The organism is Parabacteroides sp. PF5-9 (assembly GCF_029893105.1).
In the GTDB taxonomy this organism is placed as follows: domain Bacteria; phylum Bacteroidota; class Bacteroidia; order Bacteroidales; family Tannerellaceae; genus JARXWG01.
In genome coordinates this window covers 47,956-70,928 of record NZ_JARXWG010000007.1, presented here as the reverse complement: position 1 = coordinate 70,928, position 22,973 = coordinate 47,956, and the positions used below count along the sequence as shown (strand labels likewise).

Below are 22,973 nucleotides of genomic sequence, written 5' to 3'. Positions count from 1 at the left end.
GGAGGGCATAGAAGGTGGATAATAAAAATAAAAACACTCAGGGGATATTTGGTGTATTCCTGTGAGAAGGAGATCATGGCTTCGTTGTGCTTTTGGATCTATTCATTCGGATATATAGCCTGTTTTTTGTCGTTCTATACGTCGTATTGCGCTTTGAAATTATTTGTTTTTTCGCTTTTTTGTTTTTTTCTTTGTTCGCTAGGGGGGGAACCCTAAACAATAACCTAATAAATTTATGAAGCGACAATTGTTCTTTTTGTTTTTATCCATCTGTTTTTCAATGCCTTTTTCTTCGGCTAAAGTGTGGATTAACGAGTTTATGCAGAGTAATATAGACTATCTTGTGGATGACCTGAATGAGTTTCCGGATAGTTGGGTAGAGTTGTATAATGATAGCAGCCAACCTGTTGATATTAAAGGGTGGAATATTTCGGATCAAGCGATTTTCCCTAGCGGATGGGAGATCAAAGAGTCTACAATTATTCCTGCCCAAGGGTATTTGATGATCTATTGTGACAAGGTAGAGGCAGGGTTGCACACTTCTTTTCGTTTGGAGAGTGGAAAGAATGGAGTCATCTATCTGTATAATGCAAAAGGGGAGCTTGAAGATGAGGTGGTTGATATCCCCAAACAGCCGGCACCCAATATTGCGCGAGGCAGAATAGAAGACGGAATAGAGGAATGGGCTTATTTTGTCACTCCTACAGCAGGTCACAAAAATAAAGGTGCGATTGCTGACGTATTGTTGCCTTCTCCGGTATTTAGTTTAAGAGGTGGGGTTTATAAACAGGAAGTAAGTGTTAGCTTATTATTGCCGGAAGATATTCCGGATGGAATTACAGAAGCTGATATTCGTTATACAACTGATGGCTCGGAACCAACGGTGGAGTCTATTCCTTATACCGGTTCAATAACTCTTACAGAACCGACATCCATACGTGCAAAGATTATTGCACCCGGTTACCTGATAAACCGTTCGGCTGTTCAATCGTATATTATTACTGACAGGGAATTGACCTTGCCAATTATTTCATTGAGTTTGGATCCTACGTTTTTGTGGGATGACGACCTCGGAATTTATACGGAAGGAAAAGATAAGGAAAATCCGAATTATAGTCAGGACTGGCGGCGGCCGGTACATTTTGAATATTTTACCTCGGAGGACGAAGGCAGTGTGCTGAATCAGTTAGAAGAGATGCGAACATCTGGTGGTTATTCCCGGATGTATCCGCAAAAGAGTTTAATACTTTATGCCAACAAACGTTTTGGGCAAAAAAGATACGATTATCCACTCTTTAAAGATAAACCCGATCAGGAAATCAAATCGTTTATGATTCGTAATTCCGGGAATGATTTTTATAATACACATTTCCGGGATGCGGCTATCCAGTTGTTTATGGGTGAAAAAGTAGATTTGGATTATCAGGCCTATCAGCCGGCTATTCTTTTTATCAACGGACAGTATTTTGGTATTCAGAACTTACGTGAGCGTTCGAATGATGATTTTGTGATAGCCAATTACGATGGACTTGAGAATATTGATATGATTGAAAATTGGGCGGGTGCCATTTCGGAGGTAAAGGCTGGAGACCGGCTGGCTCTAAATGATATGGTCGCCAAATTATTGCTTCCTTCCGATCAGGTTCCTTATGACGAGATCATGGATATGGTTGATTTGGATGAATTTATTAATTATATGATTTTGCAGATCTATGTGGCCAATACTGATTTCCCACATGGTAATGTCGTTTTATGGCGACCAAAGACTGATGAGGGGAAATGGCGGTTTATCGTAAAAGATACGGATCTTGGTCTGGGGTATGCTCAAGCGCCTGATTATAATGCGTTGGCATATAATACGGATACAACACAAATGAAATATTTTAAGATATTGTTTACCTCTCTTCTGTCGCAAGATGTGTTTAAGAAAAAATTCTACTCTGCTTTTGCGGTTTATATGGGAGATATACTCCATTATGATGCGACTTCACATGTTATAGATAGTATTCAACAGTTGATCGCCCCTGAAATGACTTATCATCGTCAACGATGGCCACTCAGAGATATGGACTATTGGGAGAGTGAGGTGGCTCGGATGAAAAAGTGGTGCCTCGACCGGAATAGTTATATGTACGAACATTTGCGGGAACATTTCGGATTGAAAGGATTGACTCCGGTCAAATTAACTATCCCTAAGGCGCTGAAGGCTTCAGGAATAGTGTCGATCAATGATGTTCCATTATTTTATTCGTCATTCAATGGGCAATATTTTACCGGCGAAACTCTTAAAATCAAATGGGAAGGTGAAGAGCCGGAAACGATAGGCTGGCGTATTACGGCGACGGTCGGAGGACAGACGTTTACCAGGGAGTTTGCAACCAGGGAGGTGGAATACCTTATTCCTGAAAATTGTACGGATCTGGTGATCGTTGCCGATCAGGAGATAGATGGTATTCAACCGGTAGAGGATTTTGCTATTCAGGTTATGATAGACAATCATCGGCTTGTGGTGTCGGGAATGACTGCACCTTCTTCGATTTATGTTTATGATGCAGTCGGGCGTTTGAGTGTTGAAAAGAGAACAGATCAGCCGACAGTATCGATACCTCTGCAATATAAAGGAGCGATGTTTGTGCGTATTGTTGACAACCAAAATCGGATTGTCACAAGGAAGGTTGTCCATAAACTCTGAAAATTATTTGATGTAGTTTAAATTGTCAGGTTGTCAAACGTGTTTCAATCAACCCTGACAAGGGTTGAACCCTCTTCGGGGTTCTAGAATAGTAGTGGTCTAAACTGCCCCGGGTTTTCCCCGGGGTTATGCATATTTTACCCCTCACGGGGTAACTTTAACGACTTGTAACCTATTCAAAGATAAGCTGTACTTTTTAGACATCCTCTTTTTTTATCTATTGCCCCCATTTTCCCTCCATATTCAAAAAAATAAAAAAAGAAGAGGGTTTCTGTAAACAAAAAGGTTGATGTTTGGGTTTTAAGTATGTGAGAATGGATTCCAAAACCTAATGTTAAAACCTTTTTAGATAAACATGGAACTAGAAGTAGCAAACAGTAAAACAAATGCATATGTCTTAGGGCTGGAGCGGCGAGATAACCGGCTGAATAAGATTGTTGAAAATGTGATTTATCGTGAACTCTCTCCATATAATGTGAGGAGATTTACTCGAAGTTATTCGTATCGTATTTTCTTTTTATTGCAGGGTGAAATGTATTTAAGTGGCGAATATTATGGGTTTTATCCGCTGCAAGAGGGCGAAATGATTTTATTACCTCCGTGGGTAGATATCGATTGTGGTTCTCTTAAAAAGTCGACTTATGCGATTATTCATTGTGGAGAGTTGGAGCGCTCAGAGAATAAACGTTATTTTGAGACCTTGAAACTGTTGTATAGAGGATATCATTCCTGTTACGCAGTTCTTCCGATAAAAAAACAGGCAGAAATCTTATTATGGAAACATCTGATTACGTCTAATCGTGAAGAGTGGTCTTTTTCGGTATTCGAAAGTTTGGTCAGTGAGTTTCAATCGATCTATACGCGTGAAGAGATGGTCAGTTTATTTTATCCGATGTTAGGACAGTGTGAGATAAGTTAAAAAGAGGTCTTTTTCAGAAAGTATAGCTAAGTCCGAATATGTAGTCTTTTCGAAAACCAACCAATGAATTTGGAGCGGATGGATATTCTGTTTTCTATTTGCCAAATTGTAGAAAGAAAGTCTTGTTTCCTTGCTAATTGAAAGAAAAATCAAGAAAAATCTTTTAAATCCTTTGCTGAAAAGGATTATTATTCTACATTTGCACCGTCGAACATGACATCAGATCAAGAAAAATGTTTAAGAACGTATTACATAGTATTCTCGTGGTCGTCCTTCTAGTCATTAGCAGGTAAGGGAGAAAGGTATGTAGTAACTGTTCAATCAAGAGGATAAACATAGGGCCTTTCTCCATACGGGAAAGGCTTTTTTTGTAAATGATATTGAAGATAGGAGTAACTTCCAACTTCTATCTTCAAACTTCAAATAAATAAAAAATATGATAAATAAATTACGCAGTTCATATAGTACCGAAGGTCGCCGAATGGCAGGTGCACGGGCACTTTGGCGTGCCAATGGCATGAAAGAAGAGCAGTTTGGCCGGCCGATTATAGCGATTGTCAATTCATTTACACAGTTTGTGCCGGGACATGTGCATTTGCATGAGATTGGGCAGCAAGTCAAAGCGGAAATCGAAAAGTTGGGTTGTTTTGCGGCCGAATTCAATACAATCGCTATTGACGATGGAATTGCCATGGGGCATGATGGTATGCTGTATTCGCTTCCTTCACGCGATTTGATAGCTGATAGTGTCGAATATATGGTCAATGCTCATAAGGCAGATGCGATGGTATGCATCAGTAATTGTGATAAGATTACTCCGGGAATGTTAATGGCTGCTATGCGTCTGAATATTCCTGCCATATTTGTATCCGGTGGCCCTATGGAAGCCGGAGAATTAGACGGCCGTTATCTGGATCTGATTGATGCGATGATTGAAGCGGCGGATGATTCGATCAGCGACGAGCAGGTGGAGAAAGTAGAACGTGCGGCTTGTCCGACATGTGGCAGCTGTTCGGGAATGTTCACGGCAAACTCCATGAATTGTTTGAATGAAGCGATCGGACTGGCCTTACCAGGGAACGGTACGGTGGTGGCTACCCATGCAAACCGAACAGTTCTGTTTGAAAAAGCGGCTAAATTAATTGTTGAAAATGCCTATAAATATTATCGGGATGGAGACGAATCGGTATTGCCACGCCGTATCGCTACTCGTGAGGCTTTTCTGAATGCGATGACATTGGATATAGCGATGGGTGGGTCAACCAATACGGTACTTCATTTACTCGCTGTTGCACATGAAGCAGAAGTTGAGTTCACGATGAAGGATATCGATTATTTATCCCGTAAAACACCGGTGTTATGCAAAGTTGCACCCAGTTGCTCTTACCATATACAGGATGTGAATCGAGCAGGAGGTATTATCGGTATTTTGGCTGAATTAGAAAAGGGCGGTTTGATTGATGGTTCTGTTAAACGCGTTGACGGACTGACTCTCTCGGAAGCGATAAATCGATACGCCATTACATCTCCTAATCTTCTGGAAGAAGCTGTTGCGCTTTATAAAAGTGCACCGGCACACAAATTCAATTTGATACTTGGCTCACAAGAGACCTACTATAAGTCGTTGGATACGGATCGTACAGCCGGATGTATCCGGGATATGGAACATGCCTATGTCAAAGATGGTGGGTTGGCGGTCTTATATGGAAATATAGCCGAAGCCGGATGTGTGGTAAAAACTGCCGGAGTCGATGAAAGTATCTTTCGGTTTACCGGGCCTGCCAAAGTATTCGATTCACAGGATGCAGCTTGTGAAGGTATATTGAAGGATCAGGTCGTAGCCGGAGATGTTGTGGTGATTACCTATGAAGGGCCTAAAGGGGGGCCGGGTATGCAGGAAATGTTGTATCCTACCTCGTATATTAAAAGTAAACATCTGGGTAAGGATTGTGCACTGATTACCGACGGGCGTTTCAGTGGAGGCACTTCAGGACTCTCTATTGGCCATGTTTCTCCGGAAGCAGCATCAGGAGGAGCAATTGCTTTAATAAAAGATGGTGATATCATTGAAATAAATATCCCTGAAAGAACAATAAATGTCCAGTTGACGAATGAAGAAATAGCTGCACGCCGTGCCGTTGAAGAGGCACGCGGGGCGAAAGCGTATACACCTCCATTACGTGAACGGACTATATCCAGATCATTAAAGGCGTATGCTAAAATGGTATCGTCGGCCGATAAAGGTGGGGTTCGCATTGTTGAAGATTAACCTGTGCTCGCACTTGATGCGGAGCTGCAAAAGAATGAGTTGTATCACTCTTCAAAGAAAAAGATACGGACAGTTTTAATGCGATCCCACATCAAGTGCGGGAACTGTAGATACAAAGTGTTAAAGTAAAAAAGAATCATATGATGGGACAAAAAATAACTGGCTCGGAGGCCTTGTTAAAAACCTTAATAGCAGAAGGCGTAGATACGATCTTCGGATATCCGGGCGGACAAGCGATTCCTATATTCGATAGTTTATATGATTATACCGACCAGTTGAAATTAGTATTGGTACGCCACGAGCAGGGGGCTACGCATGCGGCGCAGGGATATGCTCGTGTATCAGGAAAGGTAGGAGTGACAATTGTAACTTCTGGTCCCGGTGCGACCAATACCATTACCGGTATAGCCGATGCGATGATGGACAGTACGCCGATTGTGGTGATTACCGGGCAAGTACCTTCTTCTTTATTGGGGACAGACGCTTTTCAGGAAATAGATGTGATCGGTATTACTCAACCGATTACCAAATGGGCTTATCAGGTACGGAAACCTGAAGAGATCGCTTGGGCGATATCCCGTGCTTTTTATATCGCTTCAACGGGTAGACCGGGGCCGGTTGTAATCGACCTTGCCAAAGATGCACAAGTAGGACTGATCGATTATGTGTATGAGAAAGTCAACTACATCCGTAGTTATCAACCCATACCGGATATTGATCCGGAACAGATCCGATCGGCAGCCGAACTAATCAATAATGCCCGAAAACCGTTTGCTTTGATTGGTCAAGGAGTGATTCTTAGTCATGCTGAAAAAGAGTTGATGACTTTTCTCGAAAAAGCAGATATCCCTGCCGGAATGACAGCATTGGGTTTATCAGCTCTCCCGAGTGATTATCGTTTGAATAAAGGGCTGTTGGGCATGCATGGAAATGTCGGGCCAAACCGGAAGACGATGGAATGCGATCTCCTTATTGCTATCGGTATGCGTTTTGATGATCGGGTGACCGGTAATCTTGAAACTTATGCCAAACAGGCTCGGATCATCCATTTTGATATCGATAATAGTGAAATTGGCAAAAACGTACCGGTAGATGTCGATGTTTGCGGTGATGCGAAAGAAACGTTGTCGGCTGTTGTAGAATTGATAAAGCCGGCTAAACATACAACATGGATTACCTCTTTTGATGCGGATGAAGAGGAAGAAAACCGTAAGGTTATTCAAAAAGAGGTTTTTCCAACAGAAGGGTCTTTGAAAATGGGTGAAATCATCCGGAAAGTATCGGAGGCTACAGATAATAAAGCGATATTGGTGACGGATGTTGGTCAGAACCAGATGATGGGTATTCGTTATTTTAAATACAGTCAGACCCGAAGTGTGGTGACATCAGGCGGGCTGGGTACCATGGGCTTTGGTTTACCGGCAGCTATTGGTGCGAAGTTCGGAGCACCGGATCGTACAGTATGTCTTTTTTTAGGTGATGGTGGATTGCAGATGACCATACAGGAGTTTGGAACGATTATGCAGGAAAACCTCCATCTCAAAATGATTGTATTAAACAATAACTTCCTGGGAATGGTGCGTCAATGGCAGGAGTTGTTCTTCCAGGAACGTTATTCAGGGACGATTATGGTAAACCCTGATTTTGTAGGCATAGCTAAAGCGTATGCTATTGGCAGCCGCCTGGTGGAAAAACGGGAGGAACTGGACGAAGCGATTGAGGAGATGCTAAATTATGACGGTCCTTATCTATTGGTTGCCAATGTAGAACCGAATGGAATGGTTTATCCGATGATTCCGGCAGGGGCATGCCTGACAAATATCATTTTCCCAAAATGATATTCGGATAGACAATGGATAATTGACAATTAGAAAGGATACTTCTAACTTCAAACTTCAGTTAAAGAATATGGAAAAGAAATTATATACGGTTATTATATTTTCGGAGAATACAGTAGGTTTATTAAACCAGATAACGATTGTATTTACTCGTCGGCAGTTGAATATTGAGACCTTATCGGTTTCTCCGTCGGCTATAAAAGGGGTACATAAATTTACAATTACTACCTTTGCGACGGAAGACATGATGGATAAGGTGGTCAAACAGATCGACAAACGAGTGGATATCCTGAAAGCTTATTATAATACCGATGAAGATCTTGTACATCAAGAGATCGCCTTGTATAAACTGAGTACGGACTTGTTTATTAAGATGAATGGAGCGGAAGAGTTGATTCGTAAATACAATGCCCATGTGCTTGAAATCAATGAAGATATGGTGGTGCTTGAGAAAAGCGGACATTATGCCGAAACACAAGCGCTTTTCAATGAGTTGAGTCAGACAATCGGTGTGTTGCAATTTATTCGTTCGGGGCGTATTGCTATCACAAAGAGCAAAGTAGAGCGGTTGAGTGATATGCTGGCTTCGATGAAAGAGAAGGTAGGAGAGGAGAATAATGGTGAATGATTAATAATTAAGATACGTGGAAAAGGTTGGTGAATTTCATTTTGTAACGGAAGAGTATCTTCTCGATTTCAGAGGGCGGGTAACGATTCCGATGATCGGGAATTATTTGATGCATGCTGCTTCTAATCATGCATCCACGCGTGGTTTTGGGTTTAATGACATGAGTGAAAAGCATACCGCCTGGGTGCTTTCGCGCCTGGCGATCGAAATTCAGGAATATCCGAGTATGTCTCAACCGATCAAAGTATATACTTGGATTGATGAGGTGGGACGTTTGTTTACGAGTCGTTGTTTTGAATTGACCGATGATACGGGAAAAAGTATGGCTTTTGCCCGTTCGATCTGGGCGGCGATCGACATGGAGACACGTCGGCCTACTTCGTTGGATATAGAGGGGTTAAGTGTTTATCTTTCCGATCGTTCTTGTCCGATCGAACGTCCCGGCAAAATATCCCCTGTGGAGAGCAATACTCCCGGCGTTCCTTATCAGATTAAATACAGCGATCTGGATGTGAACGGACATCTGAACAGCATTAAATATATGGAACATCTGTTAGATCTATTTGATTTGGAGATGTTTAAAGCAAGAGAAGTGCAACGTTTCGAGATCGCCTATATGTCTGAAGGTAAATATGGTATGCCGCTGACGTTACATAAAGAAGAAGCTGTGCAAAATAGATATAATATGGCGATTTGTCATGACGGTAAAGCGATCTGTCGTGCGGCTGCAACCTGGACGGAAGCGAAAGGTTGATATAAAGAGATAAGACTATTAAGAGTATTACTAATATAATAAATTGATAAAAAATGGCAGTAATGAATTTTGGCGGAGTGGAAGAGAATGTTGTTACCCGCGAAGAGTTTCCATTAGAGAAAGCTAGAGAAGTATTAAAAGATGAGATAATCGCTGTGATCGGTTATGGCGTACAAGGACCTGGACAAAGTCTGAACTTGCGCGATAATGGATTCAATGTGATCGTTGGGCAACGCAAAGGAGGACAAACGTGGGAAAAAGCTGTCGCTGACGGATGGGTTCCGGGAGAAACGCTTTTTGATATCGAAGAAGCGTGCGAACGGGCAACAATCATCCAGTATCTGCTTTCAGATGCCGCTCAGATAGAGGTATGGCCACGTATTAAAAAATACCTGACTCCGGGTAAAGCATTGTATTTTTCTCACGGCTTCGGGATTACTTATAAAGAACGTACAAATATCGTTCCACCGGCAGATATTGATGTCATTCTGGTAGCACCGAAAGGTTCCGGAACTTCTCTGCGTCGTATGTTCCTTGAAGGACGTGGATTGAATTCCAGTTTTGCTATTTTCCAGGATGCGACAGGTAAAGCCTGGGAGCGTGTGGTTGCATTGGGTATTGGTGTTGGTTCGGGTTATCTGTTTGAAACAACTTTCCAGAGAGAAGTTTATTCAGACCTGACCGGTGAACGCGGTACATTGATGGGAGCTATACAAGGCCTGTTGTTGGCTCAATATGAAGTCTTACGTGCGAATGGACATACTCCATCAGAAGCGTTCAATGAAACGGTTGAAGAGTTAACTCAATCCCTGATGCCTTTATTTGCAGAAAACGGTATGGACTGGATGTACGCCAACTGTTCAACTACCGCACAACGTGGCGCTTTAGATTGGATGGGACCGTTCCATGATGCTTCCAAACCGGTATTTGAAAAACTGTATAAAGAAGTAGCCTGTGGAAACGAAGCACAACGCTCGATCGATACAAACAGTAAACCGGATTATCGCGAAGGGCTGGAGAAAGAGTTGAAAGCATTGCGTGAAAGCGAAATGTGGCAAGCTGGTGCAGTAGTACGTAAACTTCGTCCGGAAAACAATTAAATATACTATTCGACAATAGGAAGGGAGTGAAAGCCTCCGTGTTGTTTAATAAAGGGGTGTTCAAAGTGCAATTGCACTTTTGACACCCTTTTTTTGTGCTGTCATATAAGAAAAGGTAAATATCAAAAAGAAAACGTTTTATTCCTGAAAAAAATATTCTTTTGTAGCAATAAATAGAAGCACAAGTTTTATGCAACGAGCCATTAAAACTGTTTCGCTAAAGCGCCGTTTTAAGTGAAAGGCAATAACATTCGTGTGAGTTCCGACCTAAATATAAAAAATAAATAATGCCGTATGAAAAGAATAATCAGTTTTTTTATCCTTTTATTCAGTTTGTTTTTCCATGGAAATGTTTTGCGGGCGCAAACAGACCAATTTGATCCTCTATTAGATTCAACTTGTCAGGTTATTTCTAACCAGTCTCAAGAAGTCTGGCAAAGTACATATATGTGGTATCCGGGACAGCTGGCTGCCCATATGCAGAAGCAGTTAAAAAAAATATCGGAAGAGCGTTGTGTCAATGTCGGTTATCCCGGGAAATTCAATAAAGATAGTTATCAGACATTTTTTAAACGAAAGGTGAATGTCAAAGAGCATACGTTATTGAAGTGGAATGGAGCAGGGGTTATTGTCTGTACGATAAATGGAGAAAGACAAAATGAAGATATACGTGAATTTTCTTTATCTCCGGGTGTGTATATTTTACAGTTTGAAATTAATACAACGGATCGCTTGCCATCCCTGATTGTAGATGGAAAAGGATTATCAGATATTAAAGGGTGGGAGGTTAGTTTAGACGGCCGTTCGTGGAATTTGCCTGAAACCTATTCGATGTATAATAAACCGGATGTCTTCCCTGATGACAAGCAGGAAATGACAGTTCGCATCAATCCTTATGAGTTTATTCCTGTCAGGAATTCAATGGCCGTAGCCGGCTCTTACAAGATAAACAGAAGAGGATATGCTTTATTTGATTTCCGGCACCTGGAGGTGGGAACCGTGCGGTTGAATGTGACAGGGGAAGGTCGTCTTTCATTCAGGGTCGGAGAGACTCCTGAAGAAGCGCTGAATACAGATGAAAAATTGTATGAGCAGTACCCTATTCCAGATGTGCATCTAACAGGAGAGACTCAGGAATTTGTTTTGCCGGAAAGAGCATTGAGATATCTTGCCATAGAAAGTGAGGCCGGATGTCAGATTACCTCAATTGTATTTGATGCTATTTTATGGCCGGTTACTTACCAAATGGAGTTTGAGTCAAATGATGACTCCTTGAATCGGTTATTCAGAGCCGGGGGAGCATCTCTACATACCAGTATGCATCAGTTTTATCTGGATGGCGTAAAAAGAGATTATCTTCCCTGGTCGATGGATGCTATAGCCAGTATGTTTGCCGGAGACTATCTTTTCGGTGATGAACAAGTTTCCAGGAACGGTCTTTCTATCGCATTGATGCCTCCAAATCCGCAAACTTCAGACCTTGGAATTGTCGATTATCCACTCCATGCTTTAGTGGGCTTCAAACATTTTTATCTGCGTTATGGCAATCTTGAAACATTGTTGATGTATAAAGACCGGATTGTACAGATGTTGTCATTGTATATGACTATGCAAGATGAGAACGGGTTTATATCTTCGACTCACTCGACTTCCGGATTTATACCGGGTTGGGCGACAAAAAACGGACCTTCGGGAAAGGGTATAGCCACTTACGGGCAGATCATGTTATATCATAATTTTCAAATTGGAAGTTATTTTGCTGATTTGTGGAAAGACCGTTCGTTAGCCCGGACATACAGGCAATATGCAGAAAATCTTAAAAAGAGTATTTTAACTCATTTCTGGGATGATCAGCGAAAAGCATTTATTAACGGATATACTGACGAAGGAGAGAAGGATACCCGTATTTCACACCATGCTCAATACTGGGCTGTATTGACAGACCTTTATCCTGCCACAGATTATGATCATCTTTTTAATAACATTATTCCTGAAATTCCTTATTATAAGGAAGATATCAGTTATGAAAAAGGATACGAATTTTTGGCTTATATCAAAGCCGGGCGAATAAAGGATATGTTGCAACTATTAAATATGGTATGGGGTGATTGGCTGGAACAGGGACATACCCGGTTCCCAGAAAACTTTTCTCCCAAAGCATCCCGTACTGAACAATTAGTCTTTTATCGTCGTCCTTATGGATTAAGTCTTTGCCATGGAGCGAATGGAGTACCCCCTGTTGTAGCCATATTGAATGGTATGCTTGGTTTTGATCAATCGGATAAAAAGATCAATGAATATTACCTTGACCCTGATTTATTGCATCTCGACTGGATGAAGGGTACAATTCCATTAAAAGAGGGGATGATTCGTTATCACTTTTCTAAGTCAGGCTCCAATGAGATAGAAATTCCGGAGGGTTGTATTTTACATATCGGAAAGAAAACAGATCGTAAACCGCTTAAGACATTTAAGAAAGCCGGCGTTTATACGTTGGATTGATCTGTTAGACGAATAAATTTTTAAAAACAATGATTTACTCATGAAAAAATATGTGCTGTTTGTTTTGTTATTAGTGACAGTGATGAGTGTTTCTGCTCAAATGTCACAACTGGATCGTTCTGGGAAAAACACGATTCTCAAAGTGGATGGAAAACCTTTTTTTATGTTATCCGGAGAATTACATAATTCGACCTGTTCAAATGTGGATTATTTGGATAATGTATGGGATAATCTGGTAAAAATGAATTTGAATAGTGTTATTGCTACAGCTTCATGGGAATTGGTAGAACCCCAAGAAGGGGTTTTTGATTTCTCTCATGTCGATGCGATTATTAAAGGAGCGAGGGAGCATAAACTCAAAGTGGCATTAATTTGGTTTGGCTCGTTTAAAAACCCTTTTATGACTTATGCTCCGAACTGGGTTAAAAAGAATCCGAGTCGTTTTCCCCGTGCTAAAGATCCTTCAGGAAAAGAATTGGAGTTGCCTACGTTGTATGATTCGAATATCATTGAAGCAGATAAAAAAGCGTATCTGGCTTTATTAAAACATATTAAAGACGTTGATAAAGCGGGTACGGTGATCATGATTCAGGTGGGTAATGAGCCTGGTCTTAAGACTCCCACACGTGATTGCTCCGCTTCAGCCAACAAAGCATGGAATTCCGATGTTCCTCATAAAGTTATAGACTATCTTGTTAAAAATAAGGGTACTATGCAGCCAGATATTGAAGCTGCCTGGAAGAACAATGGATATCAAACAAAAGGAGACTGGGAAACAATATTTGGGAAAAGTTTGACAAAAGACAATGGAACGAAGCCCATTTTACATTTAACAGAACATTTGTTCACCGCGTTTGCTTTTGCGAATTATCTGGAAGAACTGTCAACTGCCGGAAAAAAAATTCTTCCATTGCCCACATTTACAAATGCGACAGGTAGTGTAAATTCAAGAGGACGTAGTTTGGGTAATGGTTGTTCAATCCCGGATTTTTATGATATCTATAAAGCAGTAGCTCCTTCTTTGGACATTCTGACTCCCAATGCGTATCCCCAAAACCTGGATGAGATATGTGAAGCCTTTTCGTATAAGAATAATCCGATCCTAATCCCGGAAAGTAATATTTCGGCAGTCAGACCTTTTTATCTTATCGGCGAATGGGATGCGATAGGGTTTTCACCTTTTGGGATTGATTACAGCGAATCTGTCATGCAAAGCAAAAGCGTGAAACTCTTAGGAGATGCCTATTCATTGATAAATAGAATTTCCGATTTTATTGCCGGACATCTCAATTCCGACAAAATGAGAGGCGTTTACATCTATTCCAAAAAACCGGAAGAAACGATTGAAATGGGAAACTACTCAATCACTTTTTCTCGACAGCATACCAATGAAATAGGTGTTGCTATGTTAGGGGCATTGACCAACGGAAATCAGGCTGAAGGCGAAAGAGTGTTGCCTCCAAGTGTATCTGACTTATCTCAAAAAGAAAATGCCTCTTTCGAAGGAGGTGCGATGATTATTCAAATAGGTACCGACGATTTTTTCATCGAAAAAAAAGTGCAATAAAACGTTGATTTTGTTTCAGAATCATTGGGAAAACAAAAATAAGCACTTAAAATTCAGCTGACCCTAAATAATTCAACTACATACCCCCGCGAAACAAGAGTTTTTTATAACTTTGCCATTTCGTAGCGTAACGGGTCGGTTCGGCCTTATGAAATAGACAATTAAAGAAAAAATAAGTACAAGATTCATTATGGAAATTGCAAGTAAGTTTGATCCCGCAGAAGTAGAGGGTAAATGGTATCAGTATTGGTTGGATAACGGCTTTTTTAAATCGGTGCCGGATAATCGTGAGCCATATACAATCGTCATACCTCCTCCGAACGTAACGGGCGTACTGCATATGGGGCACATGCTTAACAATACCATTCAAGATATATTGATCCGCCGGGCGCGTATGATGGGAAAGAATGCCTGTTGGGTTCCCGGAACCGATCATGCCTCTATTGCCACAGAAGCCAAGGTGGTGGATCGTCTGGCCAAACAAGGGATTAAAAAGAGTGATCTGACCCGTGAGAAATTTCTTGAATACGCCTGGGAATGGAAAGAAGAACATGGGGGAATTATCCTTCAGCAGTTGCGCCAGCTGGGTGCTTCCTGCGACTGGGATCGTACCGCCTTTACGATGGACGAGGTTCGTTCTAAAAGTGTCATCAAGGTCTTTGTGGATCTGTATGAAAAAGGGCTGATCTATCGTGGGGTTCGGATGGTGAATTGGGATCCTCAGGCATTGACGGCTGTATCCGACGAAGAAGTTATTTATAAAGAAGAACATAGTAAACTCTATTATTTACGTTATAAGGTTGCAGGAGAAGAAGATAAAGAGATTATTATTGCGACTACCCGTCCGGAAACCATTTTGGGAGATACCGCCGTGTGTGTCAACCCGAATGATCCGCGTTATGCTTTCCTGAAGGGGAAGAAGGTGATCGTTCCGTTAGTCAACCGTGTCATACCTGTTATTCAGGATGACTATGTGGATATGGAGTTTGGTACGGGAGGACTTAAAGTGACTCCGGCTCATGATGTGAACGACTACGTATTAGGCGAAAAATATAATTTACCAACTATTGATATTTTCAACGATAACGGAACGATCAACGATTCGTATATCGATAACGATCAGATCACAGCCGAAGCGAAATCGTATGTAGGTATGGATCGCTTTGAGTTACGCCGGAAGATCGCCGCAGATCTGGAACAGGCCGGTTTAATGGAAAAAGTGGAAGACTACGAGAACAAGGTCGGCTATTCCGAACGTACCCATGTGCCCATCGAACCGAAACTCTCGATGCAATGGTTCCTGAAAATGGATCGGCTTGCCAAGCCGGCTTTGGATGCGGTTATGGATGATGAATTGAAATTTTATCCGACAAAGTTCAAAAATACCTATCGCCACTGGATGGAGAATATCAAAGATTGGTGTATCAGTCGCCAGTTGTGGTGGGGACATCGTATCCCTGTTTATTATCTGCCGGAAGGTGGTTTTGTGGTTGCAGCAACAGTAGAAGAGGCTCTGCCATTGGCCAAAATACATACCGGAAATGAACAGTTACGGATAGAAGATCTTCGTCAGGATGAAGATTGTCTGGATACCTGGTTCTCTTCCTGGTTATGGCCGATTTCTCTTTTTGACGGTATTAACAATCCGGGCAATGAAGAGATCAACTATTATTACCCGACCAGCGATCTGGTTACAGGGCCTGATATTATCTTTTTCTGGGTGGCTCGTATGATTATGTCGGGTTATGAATATGAGCAGGAGATGCCGTTTAAAAACGTTTATTTTACCGGATTGGTACGGGATAAACAAGGGCGTAAGATGTCGAAATCGTTAGGCAATTCGCCTGATCCGCTAGGTTTGATCAACGCTTATGGGGCTGATGGTGTTCGTATGGGCTTGATGTTGGCAGCACCTGCCGGTAATGATATTCCGTTTGATGAAGCGTTGTGTGAGCAAGGGCGTAATTTTAATAATAAGATATGGAATGCCTTCCGTTTGGTGAAAGGCTGGCAGGTCGATGATACGATCGAACAACCTGAGGCCTCTACGATTGCGATTCAATGGTTTAAAATGCAATTGGATAAAACGATTACGGAGATGGAAGAGTCGTTCAGTAAATACCGTCTGAATGAAGCCATTATGTCGGTCTATAAACTGTTTTGGGATGAATTCTCATCGTGGTATCTCGAGATGATTAAACCGGGATATGAACAACCGATCGATAAGGCAACTTACGAAGCGACACTGAATTTCTTTGACTCTTTACTGCGCTTGTTACATCCGTTTATGCCGTTTATTACCGAAGAGTTGTGGCAGGCGCTTTCTCCACGTAAAGAGGGGGAGAGCATCACGATCGCCCGGATGCCGGAGTCGAATGGATTTGATCAGGAATACCTGAACTATTTTGATATTGCGAAAGAGATTGTAGGAGGTGTTCGTACAATTCGTTTACAAAAGAATATCCCCAATAAGGAAACACTTGAGTTGCAGGTTTTAGGTGACCATAATGCGTCGTTTAATCCGGTCATCTTAAAAATGTGTAACCTCTCATCAATCAGTCTGATGCAAGAAAAAGTGGCTGGTGCTTCTTCGTTTTTGGTGCGTACAACAGAATATAGTGTACCGTTGGGAACACTGATTAATGTGGAGGAAGAATTGGCGAAATTGAATGAGGAACTGGCTTATTACCAGGGTTTCCGTCAGTCGGTGATCAAAAAGTTGAGTAATGAGAGTTTTGTTGGTAAAGCACCTGCTAAGGTCATCGAGATGGAACGCAAAAAACAAGCTGATGCGGAGAGCAAAATCAAATCGTTGGAAGAGAGTATTGCCGCATTAAAAAAATAATAGTTTTGTTAAATAGAACCGATATGAGAATTTGTTGTACACTGATCTTTTCTTTATTCCTGTTCGTTCATCAAGCTGTAGGAACTGATAGTATATCTGTCGATAGTGTACGGCAGGTGATGCAGAAACTATCTGCGCAAGAGCGACTTGCATACCTGGAGGGTCAGATCAATGAGAATACGGTCAATATGTCTCGTCTTATCTATGCCCGGTTATTATTGCAAGAAGCCGATCTGCAACAGAATGATTTCTATCGTGCCAATGCGATCTATACCTTTGTCAGACATTTCTATTCTACCAATACCGACAGTATGCGGTATTGGTTACAGGAAGCAGAACCTCTTTTTATCCGGTTGGAACGGTATGAAGATATCTGCCGGATGAAGGCATGGAATATTTATCTGTTGAATCGGGAAGGGCGAAAAACAGAGGTGTTGGATGCCATAGAAGAGTTACGCAGACTGTGTCATGAATTGTCTTTTTCTGAAGGATTGGAAATTGCGGATCAGGCTCAGGCCGATTTCTATTTTTCGAATGATCTGTACCGGGAAGGCGAAGCCTTATATCTCGATGTTCTCGGTCAGATGGAAAAGCGAGAAGCCCCTCTGATTAAACGGATAAATATTTTACGTCAACTTTTTAATAACTTGCCAGAGACGGAAAAACGACTCAAGTATTTACAGCAGACGCATGATTATCTGGAACAATGTAAGAAAGATGGGATCACCGAATTAAATGCAGAAACTCCGCTCTATTCGATAGAATATATTGTGGATCGTAATTTTGCGTATGAGTATCTGGCTTCAGGTGATTATGAGAAGGCGTATGAATTTATGGAAAAAACACGGCTTACGACAGAGAAATATCGTATGTCCCGGACACAGTATGAGTTGGCGAGTTTATATAGCCAATATTATCTGGCCATAAAGAACTATGATAAGGCGTTAGAGCAGAACACCGTGATTGAGTCGTATGTACGTGAACGAAATCTGATCCATGACCTTTACTCGGTGTTATCCAAAAAAGTATCGATATTGGAAGGACTTCACAGATCAGCGGAAATTGTACCGGTTTATAAAGAGATGGTCAGTCTGAAAGATTCTCTTTTCCAAATAGACTTTAATAATAAACTGGCCGATATACGCACGCAACATGATGTCGAGAAACTGGAACTTGAGAAAGAACGGATGGAAGAGAAGGCGCAGCAAACGAAAACGCAATTGACCATCTGGAGTATAGGATGTATTTTATTGGTCGTTGTCGTACTGATTTTAACTTATCTGATTCGGATCATTAACCGTAAACAGAAAGAGTTGAGAGAAGCAAAGGAGAAAGCTGAAGAGGCCGATCAGATGAAATCGGCATTTCTGGCGAATATGAATCATGAAATCAGAACACCCTTAAACGCGATTGTCGGATTTTCAGAGGTTTTGATCGATGAACAAGATAGTGAATCGCGTAAGCAGTTTGTGGAGATTATTCAAAGTAATAATGAACTTCTACAGCGGTTGATCTCAGATGTATTGGATATTTCCAAAATAGAATCAAATTCATTGTCGTTGATTTATACCAGGCAGGATATGCCGATGATGATGCATGAGATTTATAATATTATTCATTTGCGAATACCTGATACGATCCAATTGATCTTAGAACCGTGCGAACCGTTGATCCTGGAGGCTGATAAGAACCGGTTGGTACAGATTCTGACGAATTTATTGACCAATGCCATTAAACACACCGCTGACGGACATGTCCGTTTCGGGTATGAGGTGAAGAATGATGATATTTTGTTTTTTGTAGAAGATACCGGAGAAGGTATTCAGGCGGATCGGTTGGAAAGAATATTTGATCGGTTTGTCCAGTTGGAACATACGAAGAAAGGAGTCGGTTTGGGACTGGCTATCAGTAAAGGTTTGGTCACTAAGATGGGAGGGAAGATATGGGCTACATCCACTATCGGAAAAGGGTCTGTCTTTTATGTCTCTATCCCCAGGTTAAAACCTGAAAACAATATATAATTTTAAATCCTATTAATCATGAAACATTCAAGACGCAGATTTTTTAAACAAGGATTGGCTGGCGCCTTATTATTAGGAACAGGTTCTGTTCTGAAAGCCGGTATGCCCGATCCTGTAAAACCCAAAGCGCCCAAAGCTGTCAACCCTTTCCGTCTGGGAATGGCGGGGTGGACTTTTACTAACTTCGACCTGGATACGACATTGAAAACGTTGCAACGGTTAGATGTGCATTATCTTTGCATTAAAGATTTTCATTTACCGCTAAACAGTAATGCGGAGCAGATCAAAGCTTTTCATGAAAAATGTGCAGCGCATGGGGTAACTGGTTATGCCGTAGGGCCGATCTATATGCGTAGTGAAGCGGAAGTCAACAATGCGTTTGAATATGCTAAAAGAGTTGGCGTTAAATTGGTGGTTGGAGTTCCGAACCTTGAATTGCTGCCTCTTGTAGACAAAAAAGTAAAAGAATACGATTTTCATTATGCCATCCACTTACATGGACCGGATATAGAACTCTATCCCGACGCTACGGATGTGTGGAAAAACACGAAAGACCTGGATCCACGTATCGGTATGTGTCTGGATATCGGTCATGATCTGCGTAATGGGTGTGATCCGGTGGCCGACCTGAAGAAATATCATACCCGTGTATTTGATATTCATATTAAAGATGTTACCGATTCGTCGAAAGCAGGTGTGGCGATTGAAATGGGACGTGGAAAGATTGATATCCCGGCTTTTGTCAGAATGCTTCGTGAGGTGAATTATACCGGAATGTGTAGTCTGGAATATGAAAAGGACATGAAAGATCCGTTCTTGGGTATCGCCGAATCGATCGGCTATTTTAAGGCGGTGAGTGATATGCCTTGATTGACATAAATAAAATACGGTGAGAAGTACGTTTTTGGTCTTATTCGTCTGTTTACTTGTTTCCTGTAATTCGATACGATATGTGGGAATCGAGACCTATAATCCGGCGGTTATTACATTTCCTACGGAGGTTGAAGAGTTATTGGTGGTTAACAACGCCGTGCCTCAACATCCGGAGTCAGGTTATGTCTATAAATTACTGGGGGCAGTACAGGATTCTGCCCAGGCGTCGGCCGACAGTGCTTTGTTTGATGCGTGCCGGGCCTTGGGAAAGGCTATTGTTGATGCGAATTATTTCAAAGACGTACTTCTTTATCATTATCCCACTCGTATAGACAACAGTTTTTATTCGGATGTAAAGCTGACACCTGAACGTGTACAGGTGTTATGCGACGAAAATGCTACTGATGCGATTATCTCTTTTGACCGTCTGTTGTTTGATACTCAAAAGGAGATAATCGATTTGGCAGCCGAAGGAGTTGTGGGGAAGATACGGGTAGAGATAAAAGGAGTTGTGCGTGCTTATTTGCCTGGTAGGCAGAGTCCCATGGTCACGGTAATGGTGTCGGACAGTTTGTTTTGGGAAGAATATGCCAGTCGCCCGGATGTGTTGAATCTTTTCCTGCCTCAGCCGGATGATGCACTTCGGATAGCTGGAGACTATATCGGAGAGCAACTTTATAGACATTTTGTTCCCCATTGGCGGAATGAGACACGTTTTTATTTTACCCATTCCAATTCACGCTGGAAAGAAGCGTTGGCGTATACGACTAAGCAGAAATGGGAAGAGGCTGGCGAACGCTGGAAAATGATACATGAGGTTTCTTCCGGTTGGAAAGGTCAAGCTCAATCGGCATCGAATGTTGCACTCTGTCTGGAAATGCAGAATCAATTCAAAGAGGCTTATGAATGGGTTGAAAAGGCGAAGGCACTGTACCGACAGTATGTGCCGGAAGAGAATCGGCAACGGCAGTTAGTCGAGGCTTATGCTGTTGTTTTGCTTGAACGGCAACGAGATGATAAAAAGTTAGACCTGCAATTTGGTGAAGAATAACGTTTTTTTCTATTTTTTTATTACTTTTGGTGACGAATAAAACTGAAGGGAGATTATTATGAATGCAAATATTGCGAAGGTACAGTCCGTCATTGAGTCGGCATTTGTTTCGGCTATCGAGAAATTATCTCGGGAAAATTCGGGCAACCTGATCAGCGACCTCTATGTACAGATTGATGCTGAAAGCGGTGAGTTGCAGATTTATGATGAAGAAGAGCAGTTGATCGAAAAAGTAATTATTTATGACTGGATTAACAGTCCTGAAAAAGAAGGTGCATTCTACAAACAGGCCGGTGCATCCATAAAAGCTGTTTTAACCATCCTTTCTACGAAAGAAGTGTTTGATATTCCCCGTTTTATGAAACCATTGTCCGTCAGCCTGACTGATGAGAGTTTTGTGGTGATTGAAGAATTACTTTTCCTGGATGACGAAATGTTACGGTTGGATGATCCGTTACTGAAAGATCTGGATGCTGATCTGGATAAGTTTCTGGATGATTTACTGTCGGATTTGTAACGATGGAGTACCGATTAAATAAGTATATCAGTAATTCTGGTTATTGCTCCCGGAGAGAAGCCGACCGATTTATTGAAAGCGGAAATGTCACGATCAACGGTAAGCGTGCAACGATTGGTATGCGTGTGTACCCCGGGCAAAAGGTGAAGGTGAATGGTGAATTGATCGTCAATAAAATAGAACCTGTCTATATCGCATTGAATAAACCGGTAGGAATTGTAAGTACTACCGATCCTGCAGAAAAGCATAATATTGTCAATTTTATTAGTCATGAACAGCGTATCTTTCCAATAGGGCGCTTGGATAAGGATTCACAAGGACTTATCCTGTTGACGAATGACGGAGATATCGTGAATAAAATCTTAAGGGCAGGGAATAATCATAAGAAAGAGTATATCGTTACTGTTAATAAGCCGATCACAAAAGAGTTTCTTACTAAAATGGCACAAGGGGTACCTATCCTTGACCGGGTCACCCGAAGATGTGAACTGGAACAGATCAATCCCTATACGTTCAAAATTTCTCTTATTCAAGGACTGAACAGACAGATTCGTCGGATGTGTGAATATTTCAACTATGACGTACTCAAACTCGAACGTATACAGATAATGAATATTAAACTGGGTACGTTGGGGCAGGGGAATTGGCGGGACCTGACCGTGCCGGAATTGGAAGGTTTGTTTGATATGCTGGAGAACTCGGAGAAGACGGCTGTAAAAAAGAAACCAAAAAGCAATAAGGCTTTTAATAAGGCTCTGGAAGAGTTTGATATTAAAACCAACTATCGTAAAAGTGGTATCGCTACCAAATATCAGGATAAAAGTCAACCGGCTAAATCAAAACCGAGTAAAGGCAAACCGGTATCGGAAGAGAAACCTAAACCTCAAAAGAATAGAGGGAAGAGTCCAAGTGGTCCGCGAATAGGTAAACAAAAGGTTGCAGTCAACAGACCCAAATCAGCTTCAAAGCCACAATCAAAGAAGAGATAACCCGAATCTCAATCCTTATCATTTTTTTGAAACCATCCCTGCAGAATGACCTGTAGGAAATGATCACGTGATAAAATATTTGTATATTTGCACCGCAAATTCATTCAGTGCATTTGTTTAAACCAAGACTTAAAACCAGTCGAAAGATTAGACACAAAAAGGCTTCAAAAGCCGCATCAGGCCGAAATAGCTCAGTTGGTAGAGCAATTCATTCGTAATGAATAGGTCGCCGGTTCGAGTCCGGCTTTCGGCTCTCATCATTATCAAACAGTTGCTTTCAAAGTGGCTGTTTTTTTGTTTATACTTTTTTCTATGATTATTCAACGATTTTAGTAAGTTTTACATAAGCTGTGTAAGGTGTTTCTGTTCTCTTGCTCCTTATTCCGTCTGAAAATTAGGATATACATA

The 22,973-nt window shown here is 41.5% G+C and carries 15 protein-coding genes and 1 tRNA gene; all 16 read left to right on the top strand.

Features of this window, described 5'->3' with window-relative positions:
• Nucleotides 1–235: 235 nt before the first annotated feature.
• The 16 genes from M2135_RS05845 (at nt 236) to M2135_RS05770 (ending at nt 22,818) form a co-directional block, all read left to right on the top strand.
• A complete protein-coding gene (locus tag M2135_RS05845; protein WP_280747673.1) occupies nt 236–2,692 on the top strand; it encodes a CotH kinase family protein in 2,457 nt (818 codons plus the stop codon).
• Nucleotides 2,693–3,047: 355 nt separating this feature from the next.
• On the top strand, nt 3,048–3,611 hold the full coding sequence (locus M2135_RS05840; RefSeq protein ID WP_280747672.1) for a hypothetical protein: 564 nt from the start codon (nt 3,048–3,050) through the stop codon (nt 3,609–3,611).
• Nucleotides 3,612–4,047: 436 nt separating this feature from the next.
• On the top strand, nt 4,048–5,880 hold the full coding sequence (ilvD, locus tag M2135_RS05835; protein ID WP_280747671.1) for a dihydroxy-acid dehydratase: 1,833 nt from the start codon (nt 4,048–4,050) through the stop codon (nt 5,878–5,880).
• A gap of 140 nt (nt 5,881–6,020) precedes the next feature.
• Complete coding sequence (gene ilvB, locus M2135_RS05830; protein WP_280747670.1) at nt 6,021–7,718, top strand: biosynthetic-type acetolactate synthase large subunit; 1,698 nt, start codon at nt 6,021–6,023, stop codon at nt 7,716–7,718.
• Between the two features lie 70 nt (nt 7,719–7,788).
• Complete coding sequence (gene ilvN / locus M2135_RS05825; RefSeq protein WP_280747669.1) at nt 7,789–8,346, top strand: acetolactate synthase small subunit; 558 nt, start codon at nt 7,789–7,791, stop codon at nt 8,344–8,346.
• Nucleotides 8,347–8,362: 16 nt separating this feature from the next.
• A complete protein-coding gene (locus M2135_RS05820; RefSeq protein WP_280747668.1) occupies nt 8,363–9,100 on the top strand; it encodes an acyl-ACP thioesterase domain-containing protein in 738 nt (245 codons plus the stop codon).
• 53 nt (nt 9,101–9,153) lie between these two features.
• Nucleotides 9,154–10,200 carry a ketol-acid reductoisomerase gene (gene ilvC, locus M2135_RS05815; protein ID WP_280747667.1) on the top strand — a complete coding sequence of 349 codons (1,047 nt, stop codon included), beginning with the start codon at nt 9,154–9,156 and terminating at the stop codon, nt 10,198–10,200.
• 294 nt (nt 10,201–10,494) lie between these two features.
• A complete protein-coding gene (locus M2135_RS05810) occupies nt 10,495–12,702 on the top strand; it encodes a glycoside hydrolase (RefSeq protein ID WP_280747666.1) in 2,208 nt (735 codons plus the stop codon).
• A 40-nt stretch (nt 12,703–12,742) separates the two neighbouring features.
• Entirely contained in the window at nt 12,743–14,269 is a 1,527-nt protein-coding gene (locus M2135_RS05805) for a DUF5597 domain-containing protein (RefSeq protein ID WP_280747665.1), read from the top strand.
• Between the two features lie 190 nt (nt 14,270–14,459).
• On the top strand, nt 14,460–17,114 hold the full coding sequence (locus M2135_RS05800; RefSeq protein ID WP_280747664.1) for a valine--tRNA ligase: 2,655 nt from the start codon (nt 14,460–14,462) through the stop codon (nt 17,112–17,114).
• Between the two features lie 23 nt (nt 17,115–17,137).
• Nucleotides 17,138–19,135 carry a HAMP domain-containing sensor histidine kinase gene (locus M2135_RS05795; RefSeq protein WP_280747663.1) on the top strand — a complete coding sequence of 666 codons (1,998 nt, stop codon included), beginning with the start codon at nt 17,138–17,140 and terminating at the stop codon, nt 19,133–19,135.
• Between the two features lie 18 nt (nt 19,136–19,153).
• Nucleotides 19,154–20,005, top strand: coding sequence for a sugar phosphate isomerase/epimerase (locus tag M2135_RS05790; protein WP_280747662.1), 852 nt, complete (start codon nt 19,154–19,156; stop codon nt 20,003–20,005).
• Between the two features lie 19 nt (nt 20,006–20,024).
• Complete coding sequence (locus M2135_RS05785) at nt 20,025–21,059, top strand: DUF6340 family protein (protein ID WP_280747661.1); 1,035 nt, start codon at nt 20,025–20,027, stop codon at nt 21,057–21,059.
• Nucleotides 21,060–21,117: 58 nt separating this feature from the next.
• A complete protein-coding gene (locus M2135_RS05780; protein WP_280747660.1) occupies nt 21,118–21,576 on the top strand; it encodes a hypothetical protein in 459 nt (152 codons plus the stop codon).
• 2 nt (nt 21,577–21,578) lie between these two features.
• Entirely contained in the window at nt 21,579–22,565 is a 987-nt protein-coding gene (rluF, locus tag M2135_RS05775) for a 23S rRNA pseudouridine(2604) synthase RluF (RefSeq protein ID WP_280747659.1), read from the top strand.
• Between the two features lie 180 nt (nt 22,566–22,745).
• Nucleotides 22,746–22,818 (top strand) — tRNA-Thr (locus tag M2135_RS05770).
• The last annotated feature ends 155 nt before the right edge of the window (nt 22,819–22,973 follow it).